Origin of the sequence: Kaistia hirudinis (genome assembly GCF_014196455.1) — a bacterium.
Taxonomy (GTDB): domain Bacteria; phylum Pseudomonadota; class Alphaproteobacteria; order Rhizobiales; family Kaistiaceae; genus Kaistia; species Kaistia hirudinis.
The window spans coordinates 403,763-419,291 of the sequence record NZ_JACIDS010000001.1; the positions used below are offsets into that span (position 1 = coordinate 403,763).

Consider the following 15,529-nt stretch of genomic DNA (forward strand, 5'->3'; position numbering starts at 1 on the left):
GCCTGACGTCCAATAGAGCTATCACCCTGTTCTGGGGGCGGCAATGGCGCGGCATGCATGAGACATTGCCTTCCCGGCGCCGTTGCAGGCATATCGGCGCCATGCGCGTGCTGCTCGTGAAGCTCTCCTCCCTCGGCGACGTGGTGCACAGCTACCCGGCGATCACCGATGCCGCGGCGGCTTTGCCCGGTCTTGAGATCGACTGGCTGGTCGACGAGGCCTTCGCGCCGCTCGCGCGCCTGCACCCGGCTGTCCGCCGCGTGATCGCGCTGCCCATTCGACGGCTGAAGAAGAAGCCGGTCGAGACTTGGCCCGTGCTGAAGGAACGCCTCGCCGAATTGCGCCGCGAGCGCTACGACATCGTCATCGATGCGCAGGGGCTGCTGAAGAGCGCCATCGCCGGCCGGCTCGCACGGGCCGGCGTCCGGCACGGCTTTGCCCGCGGCAGTGCGCGCGAGGGCGCGGCGACGCTTCTCTATGGCGCCCGCCATGAGATCCCCGAGACGGAACACATGGCGGTGCGCATCCGCCGCCTCTTCGCCGCGTCGCTCGGCTATGCGATGCCGCTGGCGCCGCCGGACGCCGGGCTTCGCGCTGCGGTCTCGGCGCGCGCGGACGAGTCGGCGCGGCCTTATGTCGTGCTGGTCCATGGCACCAGCTGGAAGACCAAGACCTGGACGCGCGCCGCGTGGCGGCAGCTGGCGTCCGATCTCGATGCAAGGGGGCTCGACGCCGTCCTGTTCGCCCATGGCGCCGAAGAGACGGCGCGGGTGGCCGAACTCGCGGACGGGCAGGGCAATGTGCGCGTGCTGCCGCCGCTGTCGGTCGAGGCGCTCGTCCCGGTCCTGGCGGGGGCGCGCGCCGTCGTGACGGTCGATACCGGCCTCGGCCATCTGGCGGCCGCCTATGGCCTGCCGACGGTCGGGCTCTATGGGCCGACCAATCCGGGCCTCACAGGGCTGGTCGGGCCGCACGTCGCCGAGATCGTCGCGCATCGCCCCTGCGCGCCGTGCGAAAAGGCGCGCTGCGCGATCAAGCCGGATTTCGGCGAGGGACCGCCCTGCATGGCGGACCATGGCGCGCCCACCGTGCTGGAGCGCCTGGAAGCGATGATGGCCGAAGAGGTCAGCCCGTCTTCGCGGTCGCCTTCGTGACGAGCGCGGTGGTGGAGCGGCCGGGAATGATCTCGGCGAGGACGAGCCGCCCGCCATGCGCGATCACGAAATCGGCGCCGACGACCTCCTCGGGCTTATAATCCGCGCCCTTGACGAGAATGTCGGGCTTCAGCGCCTCGATCAGCTGCAACGGCGTGTCCTCGTCGAACAGCACCACGAGATCGACGGCGCGGAGCGCGCCCATGACGCAGGCCCGCGCTTCTTCGTCCTGCAACGGCCGGCTCTCGCCCTTGAGACGGCGGACCGAGGCGTCGGTGTTGAGGCCGACGACGAGGCGGTCGCCCTCATGGGCCGATGCCTCGATCAAGGCGATATGGCCGGGATGGAGCAGGTCGAAGCAGCCATTGGTGAAGACCACGCGCTCGCCGCGCGCCTTCCAGCCTTCGACGATGGTGACGGCCTGTTCGCGCGTCGCGAGCGCGCCGGCCGGGAACGGTCCGATATCGGCCCGCGCCAGCGATTCGAGCAGTTCGGCTCGCGTCACGACGGCTGTGCCGAGCTTGCTGACGGCGATCGCCGCGGCCTTGTTGGCGACCACGACGCCGCTCTCGACGGGAAGCCCCGACGCGAGCGCCACGGCGAGGGCGGCCAGCGCCGTATCGCCGGCGCCGGACACGTCGAACACCTCGCGCGCTTCCGCTGGAACATGCGTGACGGCGCCGCCCTGGCGCCAGAGCGTCATGCCCTTCTCGGCGCGGGTGACCAGCACGTCGCCGCCGAACTGGCGCGCTGCGGCGCTCGCGGCAATGGCGGCCTGCTCGTCGGTCTCGTCCGCGAGGCCGGTCGCCTCCAGCAACTCCCGCCGGTTCGGCGTCACAAGCGTCGCGCCGCGATAGGCTTCGAACGTCCGGCGCTTCGGATCGACGATGACCGGAATGCCGCGCGCCTTCGCCGCCTGGATCAACGCCGCGATCACGGAATCGGTCAGCACGCCCTTGGCATAGTCGGAGAGGACCAGGATATCGGCGTTGGCGACTGCTTGCGTACCGGACGCGATGATCGCTGTCTCTATGTCGGGCAGCGGATAGCTGGCGCTCTCGGCGTCGATGCGCACGATCTGCTGCCGCCCGCTCATGACGCGCGTCTTGGTCACGGTCGGCCGGCCCGTATCGGTGACGAGGCCGGAAAGGTCGACCGCGGGATGATCGGCGAGGACCTTGCGCAGCTCATCCGCCTCGGCGTCGGCGCCGACAATGCCGACGAGGTTGACCGAGGCGCCGAGCGCGGCCGCATTGGCGGCGACATTGGCCGCGCCGCCCGCCACGATCCGCACCGCGCCGTGCAGCAGCACGGGCACCGGGGCCTCGGGCGAGATGCGGTTCACCGATCCCGTGATGTAACGGTCGATCATCACATCGCCGATGACCGCGATGCGTCCGGGTTCCGTCTTATGCAGCATGCTTCAAGCGCCTTTCGCCGCGGCGGAGGGTGCACGCGCCGCGCCGTCCGTCAAGATGGGGTCAGACGCCGCCCGCCGCGAGATGGGCGACGTAGCGGGCGACGCCGTCCTCGAGCGACAGGAAATCGGCGTTGTAGCCGGCCCCGCGCAGCTTCGAGAGGTCGGCTTCGGTGAAGTACTGGTACGAGCCCTGCAGCTTCTCCGGCATGTCGACATAGCGGATCGCCGGCTCCTTCCCGAGCGCGCGGAAGACCGCGCTCGCGAGATCGGCGAAGGAGCGGGCCTTGCCGGTGCCGACATTGAACAGGCCGTTGACGGAGGGGCTCGCCAGCAGCCAGCGCACGACGCCGACGCAATCGGCGACATGCACGAAGTCGCGGAGCTGGCCGCCATCGGCGTAATCCGGGATATGCGACTTGAACAGCGTCACCGTTTCGCCGCTGGCCGCGATCGGGAAGACCTTGTTGATGACCGAGCGCATGTCGTCCTTGTGCGTCTCGTTCGGGCCGTAGACGTTGAAGAACTTGAGGCCCGCCCATTGCGGCGGCAGCGGCCGGCCGGCCCTCGCATCGTCGATGATGCGGCGGTCGACGACCAGCTTGCTCCAGCCATAGGCGTTGAGCGGGCGAAGGCGCGCGAGATGCTCCGGCGACTGGTCGTCGACGAAGCCATGCTCGCCGCCGCCATAGGTCGCCGCCGACGAGGCATAGACGAAGCGGATGTCGTGTTCGGCGCAGAAGGCGAAGAGGTCCAGCGTCGTGCGGATGTTGCGCGCGACGATCAGGTCGACATCGGCCTCTGTGGTCGCCGAGATCGCGCCCATATGCACGATCGCCTCGACGCGGCGGTGATGGGTGCCGAGCCAGTCCCCGACGTCCTCGGGCCGCAGGATGTCATCGAGCAGTGTCGGCGCGAGGTTCTTCCACTTTGCGCCCGTGCCGAACCAGTCCGAGACGACCACGCGCCAGCCATCATCGGCGAGCGCCGCGGCGATATTGGACCCGATGAAGCCGGCGCCGCCGGTCACCAGGATCGTGTCTCGGCCCGATCTGCCGCTTATCGTCATGAATTCCTCGGCGTTCTCTGTCGGTTCAGGCGTGGGCCACGGGGTGTCCTGCCGCGAGCACGCGCTGCATGGCTGCGAACACGGTATCGGGTGCGATGCCTTCGAAGCAGGCGAGCGTACCGAGCGGGCAGGTCCGCTGGAAGCAGGGGCGGCAGGAAAGATCGAGCGAGACGACTTCCGCGAGCGGCGCGGTCGGCGGCGTCATCTTTTCCGAACTCGAGCCATAGAGCACGACCAGCGGCCGATCGAGCGCGCCGGCGACATGCATGAGGCCCGAATCATTGCTGACGACGACATCGGAAGCGGCCAGAAGCGCTGCCGCCTCGATGAGGCTGGTGCGGCCGGCGAGATCCTCGACCGGCACGCCGGCCTTCGCCGCGATCTCCGCCGTGATGTCGCGATCCTTGGGGCCGCCGAAGAGGCGCACGCCGAAGCCGGCGTCGCTGGCGAGCCTCGCAAGCGCTGCAAATTTCGCGGCCGGCCAGCGCTTGGCCGGGCCATATTCGGCGCCGGGCGCCAGCGAGACAACCGGGCGGCCCGTGACGAGGCCGAGCTTCTGCTCGATCGCGGCGGCCGCAATGGGTGGCGCATTCAAAAGGGGGCGCGGCGAGCGTTCGGCCGAGGAGATCGCGCCGTCATCGCGTCCGAGGGCGACGAAGCGGTCGATGGTGCGCGCGGTCTTGCGCTCGCTGTCACGGCGTGGGCGGGTCAGAAGGATGCTCCGGCCCTCGGCGGCATAGCCGATGCGCTCGGGAATGCCGGCCGCGAAGGGCGCGACGGCGGCCTTGAAGGCGCGCGGCAGGATGATGGCGGTGCCATAGCCCTTGGGGCGGAGGCTCCGGCCGAGCTTCCAGCGGCCGGTAAGGCCGAGTTCGCCATGGCCGAACTCGGATGGGATGGCGTCGCGCACGCCCTCGATCAGCGTCGCGATCGGCAGGGCCGAGGGCGGCGCGAGCATATCGATCGGGCGGTTCGGATAGCGCTGGCGGAGGACGGCCACGAGGCTCGACGCCATGACCATATCGCCGACCCAGGAGGGACCAACGATGAGGATCGGCGAGGTGAGGTCCGGCGCACGCATGGCCACGTCATGGCCGCAGCCGCTGCGTGCGTCAAGGCTCGTCCCCGGCGCTCGCCTTATGCGCGGAGCGGGCGATGCGGCTCCGAGGGCTCGATGTCGGGGCCGGGCGGCTGTGGCGGTCCGCCCTTCGGATCGGTCGCCGGCAGTTCCTGAGGCTCGTTCTGCGGCAGCTCTTCCGGCGTCTGCGGCGGAATATCCGGAGCCGGCATGGGCGGCGCCGGCTGCGGCTGCGGATCGTGCATCGGCGGCATCGGGTCGCCGGGCTTCGGTGTGTTCGACATGGTCTGGTCCTTTCCGGTTCGAAAGGCCAACGGTCGAACGGAGGTGAGGTTCCTCGCCTTTCAGCCTTCCTCGCCCGGTGCGTTCAGCGGCGGCGGAGCCGCCGGTCGCCCGAAGAGGAGGCGCTGATAGAGCAGGCCGATGCCGATCAGCACGATGCCGAGACCCATGAAGGACAGCGCGCGCCAGACGCCCTCGAGGTTCGCCATGTCGAGCAGGAAGACCTTGAGCACGGTCAGCAGGATCAGTCCGGCCGAGGCGATGCGGGCGGCCTTCCAGTCGAACAGCAGCCCGGCGAGCAGCAAGGCGAGGCCGAAGACGAGCCAGGCGGCCGAGTAGGTATAGGATTCGGCCGAGCCGATCACATCGGCGGAGAGGTCCGGATTGACCGCGAACAGGAAGCGGATCTCCAGCGAGATCGCCGCGAAGGCCAGCGCGAAGGCGATGACGCCCGTCGCCATGCGCAGGCCGCGGCGGAGGGAATCGCCGGCCGGCACCGGCTGGATCGCAACGAGCGCCGCGAGGATCGCGGGCAGCGCATAGGCGAGGAAGATCTCGTTGAAGACAGGCCCACCGCGCACCGGAACCCCGGTGACGATCGGGTTGACCGCGAAGCCGAGCGCGAAGACGGCGATGGCGAGGCCGGCGATGCGCGCGACGACGGCGCCCGCCGAGAAGACGGGGCTCTGGCGGAGGCGCGACAGACGCGAGAGGCCGAGCGCAAAGGCGAAGGCGGCGGCCGTGTTGAGGCCCTGTTCGCTCAGGGCCGTCTCTGCGCGCGTCAGATCGCCGGCGAAGACGACCGCCCGGATCTCGAAGATCACCAGCAAGGCCGCCATGATCACGGCGAGCGCTTCGGCGCCGTAAGCCGCGCGATCCGTCTGAACGCGCCGCAGCAGCACCGATGCGGCCGCGAAGGCTGCGGCGGGGATGCCGTAGCCGAGCAGCACCGAGAGATAGACGCCCGGCCCGGAGCGCGTGCCGAAAATATAGGGGTCCCAGGCGACGCGGGCGAGGACGAGCAGGGCCAGCACGCCGACCGCATAGCGCAGCGCGGGGATCGGCCGGCGGAGCTGCACCCAGGCGGCGCCGAGGCTCGCCAGCGCGAAGGCCGTCGTCAGCATCCCGCCTTCGAGCGCCATGGTCAGCGCCAGCGCCAGCGCACCGACGCCGGCCGCCGCGAAGATCCCCGTCGGCAGCGTCGCGTCGCTTTCTCCCGCCGCCTCACGCGCCGCGAAACGTTCCGTGAGCACCGCGAAGATGGCGGCGAGCGCGAGGGCGATGGCGGCGAAGCCGATATTGGACACGAAGCCGGTGATGCGCAGATAGGCGACGACGAGGATCAGGAGCGGCGCGAGCGCCGCGGTTCCGGCATGGATCGGCCGTGCCGCGGTCACCGTGCTGCGGGCGCCCTCCAGCTTGGCGACGCCGAGGCCGAGGATCGCGGCGGCAGCAGCCGCGGCGACCAGTGCGAAATTGGTGATCGTCTGCGGCAGCGGGAAATAGGCCGTCATCGCATCGGCGATATAGGTGCGTGGTTCGAGCGCGGCGGCCTGTTGCGCCGGCCAGAGATAGAGCAGGGCGACGGCGAGGCCGGCCGCGATGGTGGACGCGGTAGCGACCGCGTCATAGCGCCAGGCAATGACGAGCAGCAGCGCGCCCGCCGCCAGCGCGGAGCCGAGGCTGGCAGGATCGAAACCATGCGCCGTGGCGCCGGCCGCGAAGAGAACGGCGAGGCCGGCGAGACAGCTGCCGGCGAGGCGGTCGATCATGGTCTCATCCGCCGCACGGTGCACGTCGACGACGAGGAACAGCGCCGCCAGCGCCAGAAGGGCGAGGGCATAGACGCCATCGGCATAGGCGCTGCCACCGGCGAGGAGCATCACCAGGCCCCAGGCGATCGCGGCGAGCGACGCGGCGATGGCGAGCCAGCGCCAGCGGCGCAGCCGCGCCAGGCCATAGGCGGTCGCCGTCACGAAGACGAGATAGACCATCAGCATCGGCAGGTTGGGTTCGCTCGACGCGACCAGGACCGGCGCGACGAAGGCACCGATGAGGCCGAGCCCCGAGAGCCACGGGCCATGCACGGCAGCCGCCGCCATCGTGCCGAGGCCGATCACGGCCATCAGCGCGAAGGCCGCCGTGGGCCCGATCAGGCCATAGAGCGCATAGGCGGCATAGGCGGTCGCGAACAGGCCGACCGTGCCGGCGGCCGTGACGATGCCGGGAATATTGGCGGATGGGATGGCGGAGAAAGCGGTGACCCGCTCCGAGCGGCGCAGCCATTCGCCACCGGCGAGCAGCGCCAGCGAGAACAGCGCGCCGAAGGCGATGCGCACCTCCGGCCCGATCCAGCCGGCATCGATCGAATAGCGCACGAGGAAGATGGCGCCGAGCGCCAGCGCCAATCCGCCGACCCAGACAGCCCAGCGCGTGCCGAGCCGCTGCTCCAGGCTTTCGCGCGGACGCTGCGGGCTGGGAATATGCGGCGGTCCGGGAATCGGCGGCAGCTCGGGCAGGGGCGGGGGCTCCGGCAGGAGTTGCTCGTCTTCCTCGGGCGCGGGCGGCGGCGGAGGCACCGGTTCAGGCTCGGCGCCGCGATCTTCGGGCAGGACCGGCCCCTCATGGGCCTCCGGGAACGGCGTCGACTGGACAATGATCGTGTCGCGGGGGCGAGGCTGTGATTCCAGCGCCACGATGCGCCCTTCGAGCGCCGCGATACGGCGCCGGGCGCCGATGACCATGATGAACGCCGCCACGGTCATGACCGGGAGGGCGACGAGAGCGAGGATGCCGAGCGCAATAAGTCCGTCCATGCCGGCCTTGTAGCATGGTGCCGGTGCCGAGACTGTGATCGACATCGCCGGTGCAGGCGGCATTCGTCGCAGTTGCCGTCGGCCCGCCTTCCCTGTATCCCGCAGCCTGCGGGGCGCTTGTTTCGACGATGGGCAGTGGCGTGAGCAGCAGCGAGGCAATTGCGGTTGGAGATGGCGGCTTCCTGGGCCGCCTTGCCTCGACCATCGAAGCGCTGGTCGACGGGATCGCCCGATCCCGCGCGGCGAGCCTTGCCGTCATCGTCCTCGTCGCGCTGCTCTGCTACCTGCCGGGATTCTCGACGCTGCCGCCCGTGGACCGCGACGAGCCGCGCTTCGCGCAGGCGACGCACCAGATGGTCGAGACGGGCAATTATTTCGACATCCGCTTCCAGCAGGAGGCGCGCTACAAGAAGCCGATCGGCATCTACTGGCTGCAGTCGGCCGCGGTCTGGCTGACCGGAACGGCGCCCAATCCGCCGATCTGGGTCTATCGGCTGCCCTCGCTCGCGAGCGCGATCGCCGCGGCGCTGTTGACCTGGTGGCTCGCCATGGCCTTCGGCCGGCCGCGCCTTGCGCTGCTCGCCGGCACCATGATCGCGACGACGGTGTTGATGGGCGTCGAGGCCCGTCTCGCCAAGACCGACATGACCTTGCTCGCCACCGTGACGGCGGCGCATGGCGCGCTGGCGCGAGCCTGGCTCGCCGACACGACACGGCGGCGGATCGGCCTCGCGCTCATCTTCTGGGCGGCGATCGGCGCGGCGATCCTGATCAAGGGACCGGTCGGGCCCGCGGCGATCCTGTGCCCGCTGATCGTGCTGTCGCTGGCGCGCGGCTCGTTCAGCTGGTTCCGCAGCCTGATGCCAGTCAGCGGTCTCGTGTTGACGCTGCTCATCGTGCTGCCCTGGTTCATCGCCATCGGCATTGCGAGCGGCGGCGCGTTCTATTCGGAGGCGCTCGGCAAGGATCTGTTCCAGAAGGTCGCGAGCGCGCAGGAAACGCATGGCGCGCCGCCCGGCGCCTATCTCGTCTCGTTCTTCTTCACCGTGTGGCCCGTCGCGGCTTTCCTGGCCATGGGCTTCTCCTCGGTGATGGATCGCCTGCGCCAGCCGCTCGTGCTCTATGCGGCGGCGAGCGTGGTGCCCTATTGGCTGGCGATCGAGGCGGTTCCGACCAAGCTGCCGCATTACATCCTGCCACTGCTGCCACTCCTCGTCATCGCGACGATCGACGCGATCGAGGCGGGCGGCATCAACAACCGCAAGCCCGGCTGGGTCACGCGCTTCTTCGCCACCGGGCCTGTCGTGCTGCCGGTGATGCTGCTGGTCGCGGCGATCGTGGTGCCGATCCTGCTGCACGAGCCGCCGTTGCTGCTGGCGCTAGCGCTCCTCGCCGCCGCCATAGCGATCGGCTTCGTCGCGTGGCGGCTCTTCGCGCATTCGGTGGTGGCGAGTCTCGTCTTCGCGGGGCTTACCGCTATGGTGGCCTATTGGGGCGCGTTTGGCGCGGCCTTGCCGTCCCTGCAGGCGACGCGCATCAGCGAGCGCCTCGTTGAGGCCGGCCGCGCCGCTGCAGCCTGTCCCGATCCCAAATTCGCCAGCGCGGGCTTCGACGAGCCGAGCCTGGTACTGGTCGCCGGAACCGACACGCTGCTCGGCGATGGCGAGCGCGCCGCGAATTTCCTCGCCACCGCGCCCTGCGGCGCCGCCTTCATCGAGGGGCGGCAGCTCGCGACCTTCAATGGCCGCGCCGATGATCTCGGCCTTGTCGTCGAGCAGAAGGCGCTCGTCTCCGGCTACAACATCAATGGCGGCCGCAAGCTCGACATCCGCGTCTTCGTCTCGAAGGGCAAGGCGCCGTGAGGGAGCCGGCGCGGGGTCTGATCGCGCGATACAGGCGCAACATCGATTCGATCGTCGCGCGCTGCCATCGCGTGAAGGCGCGGCAGATGGTGCGCTCGGGCCCGTCCCGGTCGGAGCTGCTCTTCCTCGCGGCCTTTCTCGGCGTGGTGGTGCTGCTGGTCGGCCTCGCCTTCGACCGCGTCGCCGTGGAGCGCTCGCGGACCGTACCGGGCGTGGTCGACGGCTTCTTCGGCTTCATCTCGGAGATGGGCAAGTCGCAGTGGGAGCTCTTTCCGGCCGGAATCCTCGTGCTGATCCTGCTCGCGGGCTGCTGGAACATCGTGCCGCCGATGGTCCGCGTCTTCTGGGCGCAGTTCGGCGCCTTCGCCTTCTTCCTGTTCGCCTCGATCGGCGGAGCCGGTATCTTCGTCAACATCGTCAAGCAGTTCATCGGCCGCGGCCGGCCAATGACGTTCGAACTGTTCGGGCCGTTCACGCTCGAGCCGTTCCGCTTCGTCTATGATTTCCAGAGCTTTCCGTCGGGCCATTCGGCCACCGGCGGCGCGTTGATCGCATTCGGCTTTCTCGTGCTGCGGCGCTGGCGGCTCGGCCTTCTGCTCTTCGGTCTTGCCATCGCGGCGAGCCGCGTCGTCGTGGGCGCGCACTACCCGTCCGACATTCTGGCGGGGCTTCTGGTCGGCTACACCTTCAGCATCTGGCTCGCCTATCGCTTCGCCCGTTACGGCTGGGCCTTTTCGCTGGACCCGGCCGGCATTATAAGGGCCCGCGTCGCGGGCCTCCGGCGCGGGTTCTCCCGCCCCGGGCGCGCGACGATTGTCCTGGCCGGATTGGCCGACGCCCTGATCGGGCGTCCGGTCTGGCTTCCGGAGCTGAAGCCGATCGGAGCTGCTGCGAGTGCCGAATCCAAATTCGACCGGAATCGCGCGAACGATGAGTGACGCCAGCGCGAATGATCGGCGCGGCTCGGTCTCGGTCGTGATCCCCTGCAAGAACGAAGCGGAGAATCTGGGCGAGCTGATCGCCGAGATCGAGGCGGCGCTGTCGGGACGCGATTTCGAGATCATCGTCGTCGACGACGGCTCCGATGACGGCACGGGCGCCGCGGTCGCCGCGCTGATGAACGATCGCACGTGGCTGCGCATGGTCCGTCATGCGGCATCCTGCGGCCAGAGCGCGGCGGTGCGCACGGGGCTGCTGCATGCGCGCAACGACATCGTCGTGACGACCGACGGCGACGGGCAGAACGATCCCGCCTTCATGCCGGCACTCATCGACAAGCTCCAGGCCGGCGGCGCGCGGGTCGCGCTCGCTGCCGGGCAGCGCCTGAAGCGGACGGATTCCGGCGCCAAGCGGCTCGCCTCGCGCATGGCCAACCGGCTGCGCGGCGCGATCCTCAAGGATGGCACGCGCGATTCCGGCTGCGGCCTCAAGGCCATCCGGCGCGAGGTCTTCCTGCTCTTCCCCTATTTCGACGGGTGGCATCGCTACCTGCCGGCGCTCGCGATCCGCGAGGGCTACGGCGTCACGCATCTCGATGTCGTCGACCGCAACCGGCGGCACGGCGCATCGAAATACGGCATCTGGGACCGCGCGCTCGTCGGCGCGCTGGACCTGATCGGCGTGTGGTGGCTGCTCAAGCGTCGCAAGCGCATTCCGAACGCGACGGAGGTTCGCATCGATGGCTGACTGGATCGCTCATATCGGCGACTGGTTTCACGCGGTCTTCGTCCAGCAGTTCGACCTGTGGGTGCTGCTGGGCTTCGTCGCGCAGGCGCTGTTCACCATGCGCTTCCTTGTCCAGTGGCTGGCGAGCGAGCGGGCGCGGCGCTCGGTCGTGCCGGCCTCGTTCTGGACCTTCTCGATCCTCGGCGGCACGCTGCTGCTGATCTATGCGATCAAGCGCAAGGATCCGGTGTTCATCGCCGGCCAGGCGGCGGGACTTTTCATCTATTTCCGCAATGTCTGGTTCATCGTCAACGAGCGGCGCCAGCACCGCTCGGCGGACTGATCCTCAGACCGTCGCCGCGGCGACCGTAAAGGCCTGGTCCAGATCGGCGATCAGGTCTTCGGCGTCCTCGAGGCCCGCATGCAGGCGGATGAGCGCGGCGGGCGGCGGCGGGGCCATGACGCTGCGCTGCAGGCCTGCCGGAATGGCGAGGCTCTCGAAGCCGCCCCAGGAATAGCCAAGGCCGAACAGGCGCAGCGCGTTGAGGAAGGCCGTGGTGCGTGCGGCGCTCCAGCCGCGCATCACGACGCCGAACAGCCCGCTCGCGCCGCTCATGTCGCGCCGCCAGAGCGCGTGGCCGGGATCCTCCGGCAGCGCCGGATAGAGCACGCGCTCGACCTCGGGCCGCGCCTCGAGGTGGCGCGCGAGCTTGAGAGCCGTCTCCTCATGGCGCGGCAGGCGCACGGCCATGGTTCTGAGCCCGCGCAGCGTCAGATAGATGTCGTCCGGGCCGACGCAGAGGCCGAGTTCCTCATGCGTCGCATGCAGCGCGGCCCAGGTTTCGGCATTGGCCGCAACGGTCCCGATCATGACGTCGGAATGGCCGGCGAGATATTTCGTCCCGGCGACCACGGCAAGGTCGACGCCGGCATCGAGCGGGCGATAGAGCAGGGGCGTCGCCCAGGTATTGTCGGCGACGACCTTGGCGCCGCGCGCATGCGCGATGGCGACGACGTGCGGGATGTCGGTCATCTCGAAGGTGAGCGAACCGGGGCTCTCGACATAGACGGCGCGCGTGCGCTCCGTGAAGAGGCCCGGCAGCGCATCGAGATCCATCGGATCAAAGAAGGTCGCTTCGACGCCGAAGCGCGCGAGCACGCCGGTCGCGGCGTGCCGGCCCGGTCCATAGACATTGTCGGCGACGAGCAGATGGTCGCCCGCCGACAGGACCGACATCAGCGCCGTCGCGACGGCCGAGAGACCCGATGGGCAGAGCACGACGCCTGCGGCGCCCTCGAGATCGGCGAGCGCATCTTCGAGCGCTTCGCTCGTCGGGGTGCCGCGGCGGCCATAGACATAGCGCTGGCCGCCGGGGCGCATCGCCGCGACATCCTCGAACAGGACGGTCGATGCATGCACGACGGGCGGGTTGACGAAGGGGCCTGTAAGCTCGGGGTTGCGTCCGCTACGGATGAGGCGTGTCGCCGGCTTCAAGTTCGCGGCGTCGTCATGGTCATGCATGCTGGCATCCGATGCGGGCTGGTCCGGCACGCCCCGATTGTGCGTCGCGGCGGGGCCGGCAGGCTTTGCGCCTCTTGACCGAGGTCCCATAATAGCCTGTGATACGTTCGTCAAACGTCGCGATCGTCTGTCTTGTATGCAACGGCGCGCCAAAGATCAAAACGAATAAGCGGCCCGAAGGTCACGGAAGTTCCACCGGAATTCTCGTTAACGGGCCTGGCGGGGTATTTTATTCGATGGCGGCGCAGAGATGTGCTGCTTCTGTTCGAATACTATAACGGAAAGAGGGGATAACATGCGGCGGACGATCGTTTCGGCTGTCACTGGAATTACACTTGCATTGGCCGGCCTTTCCTTTGCTTCGGCGGGAACGCTCGAAGACGTGAAGGCCAAAGGATTTGTGCAGTGCGGTGTCAACCCGAGCCTGATCGGCTTCGGCGTCCCCGACGAAAAGGGCGTCTGGAGCGGGCTCGACGTCGATTTCTGCCGCGCCGTCGCCTCGGCGATCTTCGGTGACCCGACCAAGGTGAAGTACACGCCCCTGAACGCCAAGGAGCGTTTCACGGCGCTGCAGTCCGGCGAGATCGATCTGCTCTCGCGCAATACGACCTGGACCATGTCGCGCGACACGTCGCTCGGCCTGATGTTCGTCGGCGTCACCTATTATGACGGCCAGGGCTTCATGGTGCGCAAGTCGCTCGGCGTCTCATCGGCGCTTGAGCTGTCCGGCGCCAAGGTCTGCGCGCAGACCGGCACGACGACGGAACTCAATCTGGCGGATTATTTCCGCTCGCACAACATGCCCTACGAGGTCGTCGCGTTCGAGAAGAACGAGGAAGTGCTGCAGGCTTATGAGGCCGGCCGCTGCGACGCCTATACGACCGATGCCTCCGGCCTCTATGCCGAGCGCCTCAAGCTGACCAATCCCGACGACCACATGATCCTGCCCGAGATCATCTCCAAGGAGCCGCTCGGCCCGGCAGTGCGCCAGGGCGACGACAAGTGGTTCAATGTCGTGAAGTGGACGCTGTTCGCGCTGCTCGACGCCGAGGAGCTCGGCATCACCAAGGCGAATGTCGACGAGAAGAAGACCTCCGACAATCCCGAGATCAAGCGCCTGCTCGGCACGGAGGGCGATTTCGGCACCGGCGTCGGCCTGACCAATGACTGGGCCTACAACATCATCAAGCAGGTCGGCAATTACGGCGAGATCTTCGACGCCAATGTCGGTCCGTCGACCAAGCTCGGCATCGCCCGCGGCCTCAATAATCTCTGGTCGAAGGGCGGCATCCAGTACGCGCCGCCGATCCGCTAGAGGCTCGACGACGCAGCGCCGCCGGCTTGGGCCGGCGGCGGCCCGCATGGGCGAGAAGGGCCCGATAGAGGTCCTGCCCGAACGATAAAGCTGCAGACTGGCCGGCTCTGCGCCGGACGATGAGGGGACATGGCATCCGGTCCATCCGGCGGCACCTCTTCCCCGAGGGGCGTGCTCGCCGTCATCAACAATCCGACGTTTCGCGGCGTCATTGTTCAGCTCGTGTTCGTCGCCGTCCTGGCCTGGTTCGTCTGGGACGTGATCGACAACACGGCGCGCAACCTCCAGCGCGCGAACATCGCCGCCGGCTATGGCTTCCTCAACAGGACGGCCGGCTTCGGCATCGTCCAGACGCTGATCGACTATGCCGAGACGTCGAGCTACGGCCGCGCCGTGCTCGTCGGCCTGCTCAACACGCTGCTCGTGGCCGGCCTCGGCATCGTGGTCGCCACCGCGCTCGGCTTTCTCGTCGGCATAGCGCGCCTCTCGCGCAACTGGCTGATCGCGAAGATCGCGACGGCCTATGTCGAGATCATCCGCAACATCCCGCTGCTGCTGCAGCTGTTCTTTTGGTATTTCGCGGTGCTCCGTGCCGTGCCCGGCATGCGCGAGAAATGGACCTTCCTCGGCGTGTTCCATCTGAACATCGCCGGGCTGCACGTTCCCCGCCTCGCATTCGGCGACGGCTCGATCTTCATCCTGGCGGCCATTCCCGTCGCCATCGCGATCTCGGTTTTCGTGGCGCATTGGGGCAAGGGGCGGCTCGACCGGACCGGCCGGAAACCGCCGGTCGGCTGGATTTCCGCCGCGCTCATCGTCGGCCTGCCGATCCTCGTCTTCTTCATCGCCGGGCGTCCGATCACGTTCGACGTGCCCGTCTTCAACGAGACCGGACCGATCCTCCGGCGCGGGTTCCAGAGCGGGACCGGCATGACCATCATTCCGGAATTCGTCGGGCTGGTGCTGGCGCTGTCGATCTATACCGCCGCCTATATCGCCGAGGTCGTCCGCGCTGGTATCGAGGCGGTCAGCCACGGCCAGAGCGAGGCGGCGGCCTCGCTCGGCCTCAAGCCGGGCCAAACCCTGCGTTTCGTCGTGATTCCGCAGGCGCTGCGGGTGATCATCCCGCCGCTCACCAACCAATATCTCAACCTGACGAAGAATTCGTCGCTGGCCGTCGCTGTGGCCTATCCCGATCTCGTCTCGGTCGGCGGCACGGTGCTCAACCAGACCGGCCAGGCGGTGGAAATGGTCAGCATCTGGATGCTGTTCTATCTCGGCCTCAGCCTGCTGACGTCGATGGTGATGAATTACTGGAACCGGCGCGTCGCGCTGGTCGAGCGGTAGGG

13 protein-coding genes are annotated in these 15,529 nt (G+C 68.5%); 7 read left to right on the forward strand and 6 right to left on the reverse strand.

Annotated features, from left to right (window positions below):
• Positions 1-101 precede the first annotated feature (101 nt).
• Complete coding sequence (gene waaC / locus GGR25_RS01875; protein ID WP_183397025.1) at positions 102-1,154, forward strand: lipopolysaccharide heptosyltransferase I; 1,053 nt, start codon at positions 102-104, stop codon at positions 1,152-1,154.
• On the opposite strand, the gene rfaE1 is transcribed toward waaC, so the two are convergent.
• The 5 genes from rfaE1 to GGR25_RS01900 form a co-directional block, all read right to left on the reverse strand.
• Positions 1,126-2,574, reverse strand: a complete 1,449-nt coding sequence (gene rfaE1, locus GGR25_RS01880) for a D-glycero-beta-D-manno-heptose-7-phosphate kinase (protein WP_183397026.1) — start codon at positions 2,572-2,574, stop codon at positions 1,126-1,128. The genes waaC and rfaE1 overlap by 29 nt on opposite strands.
• 61 nt (positions 2,575-2,635) lie before the next feature.
• Complete coding sequence (gene rfaD, locus GGR25_RS01885; RefSeq protein WP_183397027.1) at positions 2,636-3,640, reverse strand: ADP-glyceromanno-heptose 6-epimerase; 1,005 nt, start codon at positions 3,638-3,640, stop codon at positions 2,636-2,638.
• A 25-nt stretch (positions 3,641-3,665) separates the two neighbouring features.
• Positions 3,666-4,721, reverse strand: a complete 1,056-nt coding sequence (gene waaF, locus GGR25_RS01890) for a lipopolysaccharide heptosyltransferase II (RefSeq protein ID WP_183397028.1) — start codon at positions 4,719-4,721, stop codon at positions 3,666-3,668.
• A 56-nt stretch (positions 4,722-4,777) separates the two neighbouring features.
• Complete coding sequence (locus tag GGR25_RS01895; protein ID WP_183397029.1) at positions 4,778-5,002, reverse strand: hypothetical protein; 225 nt, start codon at positions 5,000-5,002, stop codon at positions 4,778-4,780.
• Positions 5,003-5,062: 60 nt separating this feature from the next.
• On the reverse strand, positions 5,063-7,816 hold the full coding sequence (locus GGR25_RS01900; RefSeq protein ID WP_183397030.1) for a DUF2339 domain-containing protein: 2,754 nt from the start codon (positions 7,814-7,816) through the stop codon (positions 5,063-5,065).
• Positions 7,817-7,956: 140 nt separating this feature from the next.
• On the opposite strand from GGR25_RS01900, the gene GGR25_RS01905 reads away from it, so the two are divergent.
• Genes GGR25_RS01905 through GGR25_RS01920 form a run of 4 tightly spaced genes read left to right on the forward strand, consistent with a single transcriptional unit; the run spans position 7,957 to position 11,686 of the window.
• On the forward strand, positions 7,957-9,678 hold the full coding sequence (locus tag GGR25_RS01905; RefSeq protein ID WP_183397031.1) for a glycosyltransferase family 39 protein: 1,722 nt from the start codon (positions 7,957-7,959) through the stop codon (positions 9,676-9,678).
• Positions 9,675-10,616, forward strand: coding sequence for a phosphatase PAP2 family protein (locus GGR25_RS24975; protein WP_183397032.1), 942 nt, complete (start codon positions 9,675-9,677; stop codon positions 10,614-10,616). Before GGR25_RS01905 ends, GGR25_RS24975 begins: the two co-directional genes overlap by 4 nt.
• Entirely contained in the window at positions 10,609-11,364 is a 756-nt protein-coding gene (locus GGR25_RS01915) for a glycosyltransferase family 2 protein (protein WP_183397033.1), read from the forward strand. Before GGR25_RS24975 ends, GGR25_RS01915 begins: the two co-directional genes overlap by 8 nt.
• A complete protein-coding gene (locus tag GGR25_RS01920) occupies positions 11,357-11,686 on the forward strand; it encodes a lipid-A-disaccharide synthase N-terminal domain-containing protein (protein WP_183397034.1) in 330 nt (109 codons plus the stop codon). The genes GGR25_RS01915 and GGR25_RS01920 overlap by 8 nt, the downstream gene beginning before the upstream one ends.
• 3 nt (positions 11,687-11,689) lie before the next feature.
• Here GGR25_RS01920 and metC read toward each other — a convergent pair whose 3' ends face one another.
• Complete coding sequence (gene metC, locus GGR25_RS01925; protein WP_183397035.1) at positions 11,690-12,865, reverse strand: cystathionine beta-lyase; 1,176 nt, start codon at positions 12,863-12,865, stop codon at positions 11,690-11,692.
• Positions 12,866-13,160: 295 nt separating this feature from the next.
• Between metC and GGR25_RS01930 the strand changes: the two genes are divergently transcribed.
• Both GGR25_RS01930 and GGR25_RS01935 read left to right on the forward strand, forming a co-directional pair.
• A complete protein-coding gene (locus tag GGR25_RS01930) occupies positions 13,161-14,180 on the forward strand; it encodes an amino acid ABC transporter substrate-binding protein (RefSeq protein ID WP_183397036.1) in 1,020 nt (339 codons plus the stop codon).
• Positions 14,181-14,309: 129 nt separating this feature from the next.
• Positions 14,310-15,527, forward strand: coding sequence for an amino acid ABC transporter permease (locus tag GGR25_RS01935; protein ID WP_183397037.1), 1,218 nt, complete (start codon positions 14,310-14,312; stop codon positions 15,525-15,527).
• The last annotated feature ends 2 nt before the right edge of the window (positions 15,528-15,529 follow it).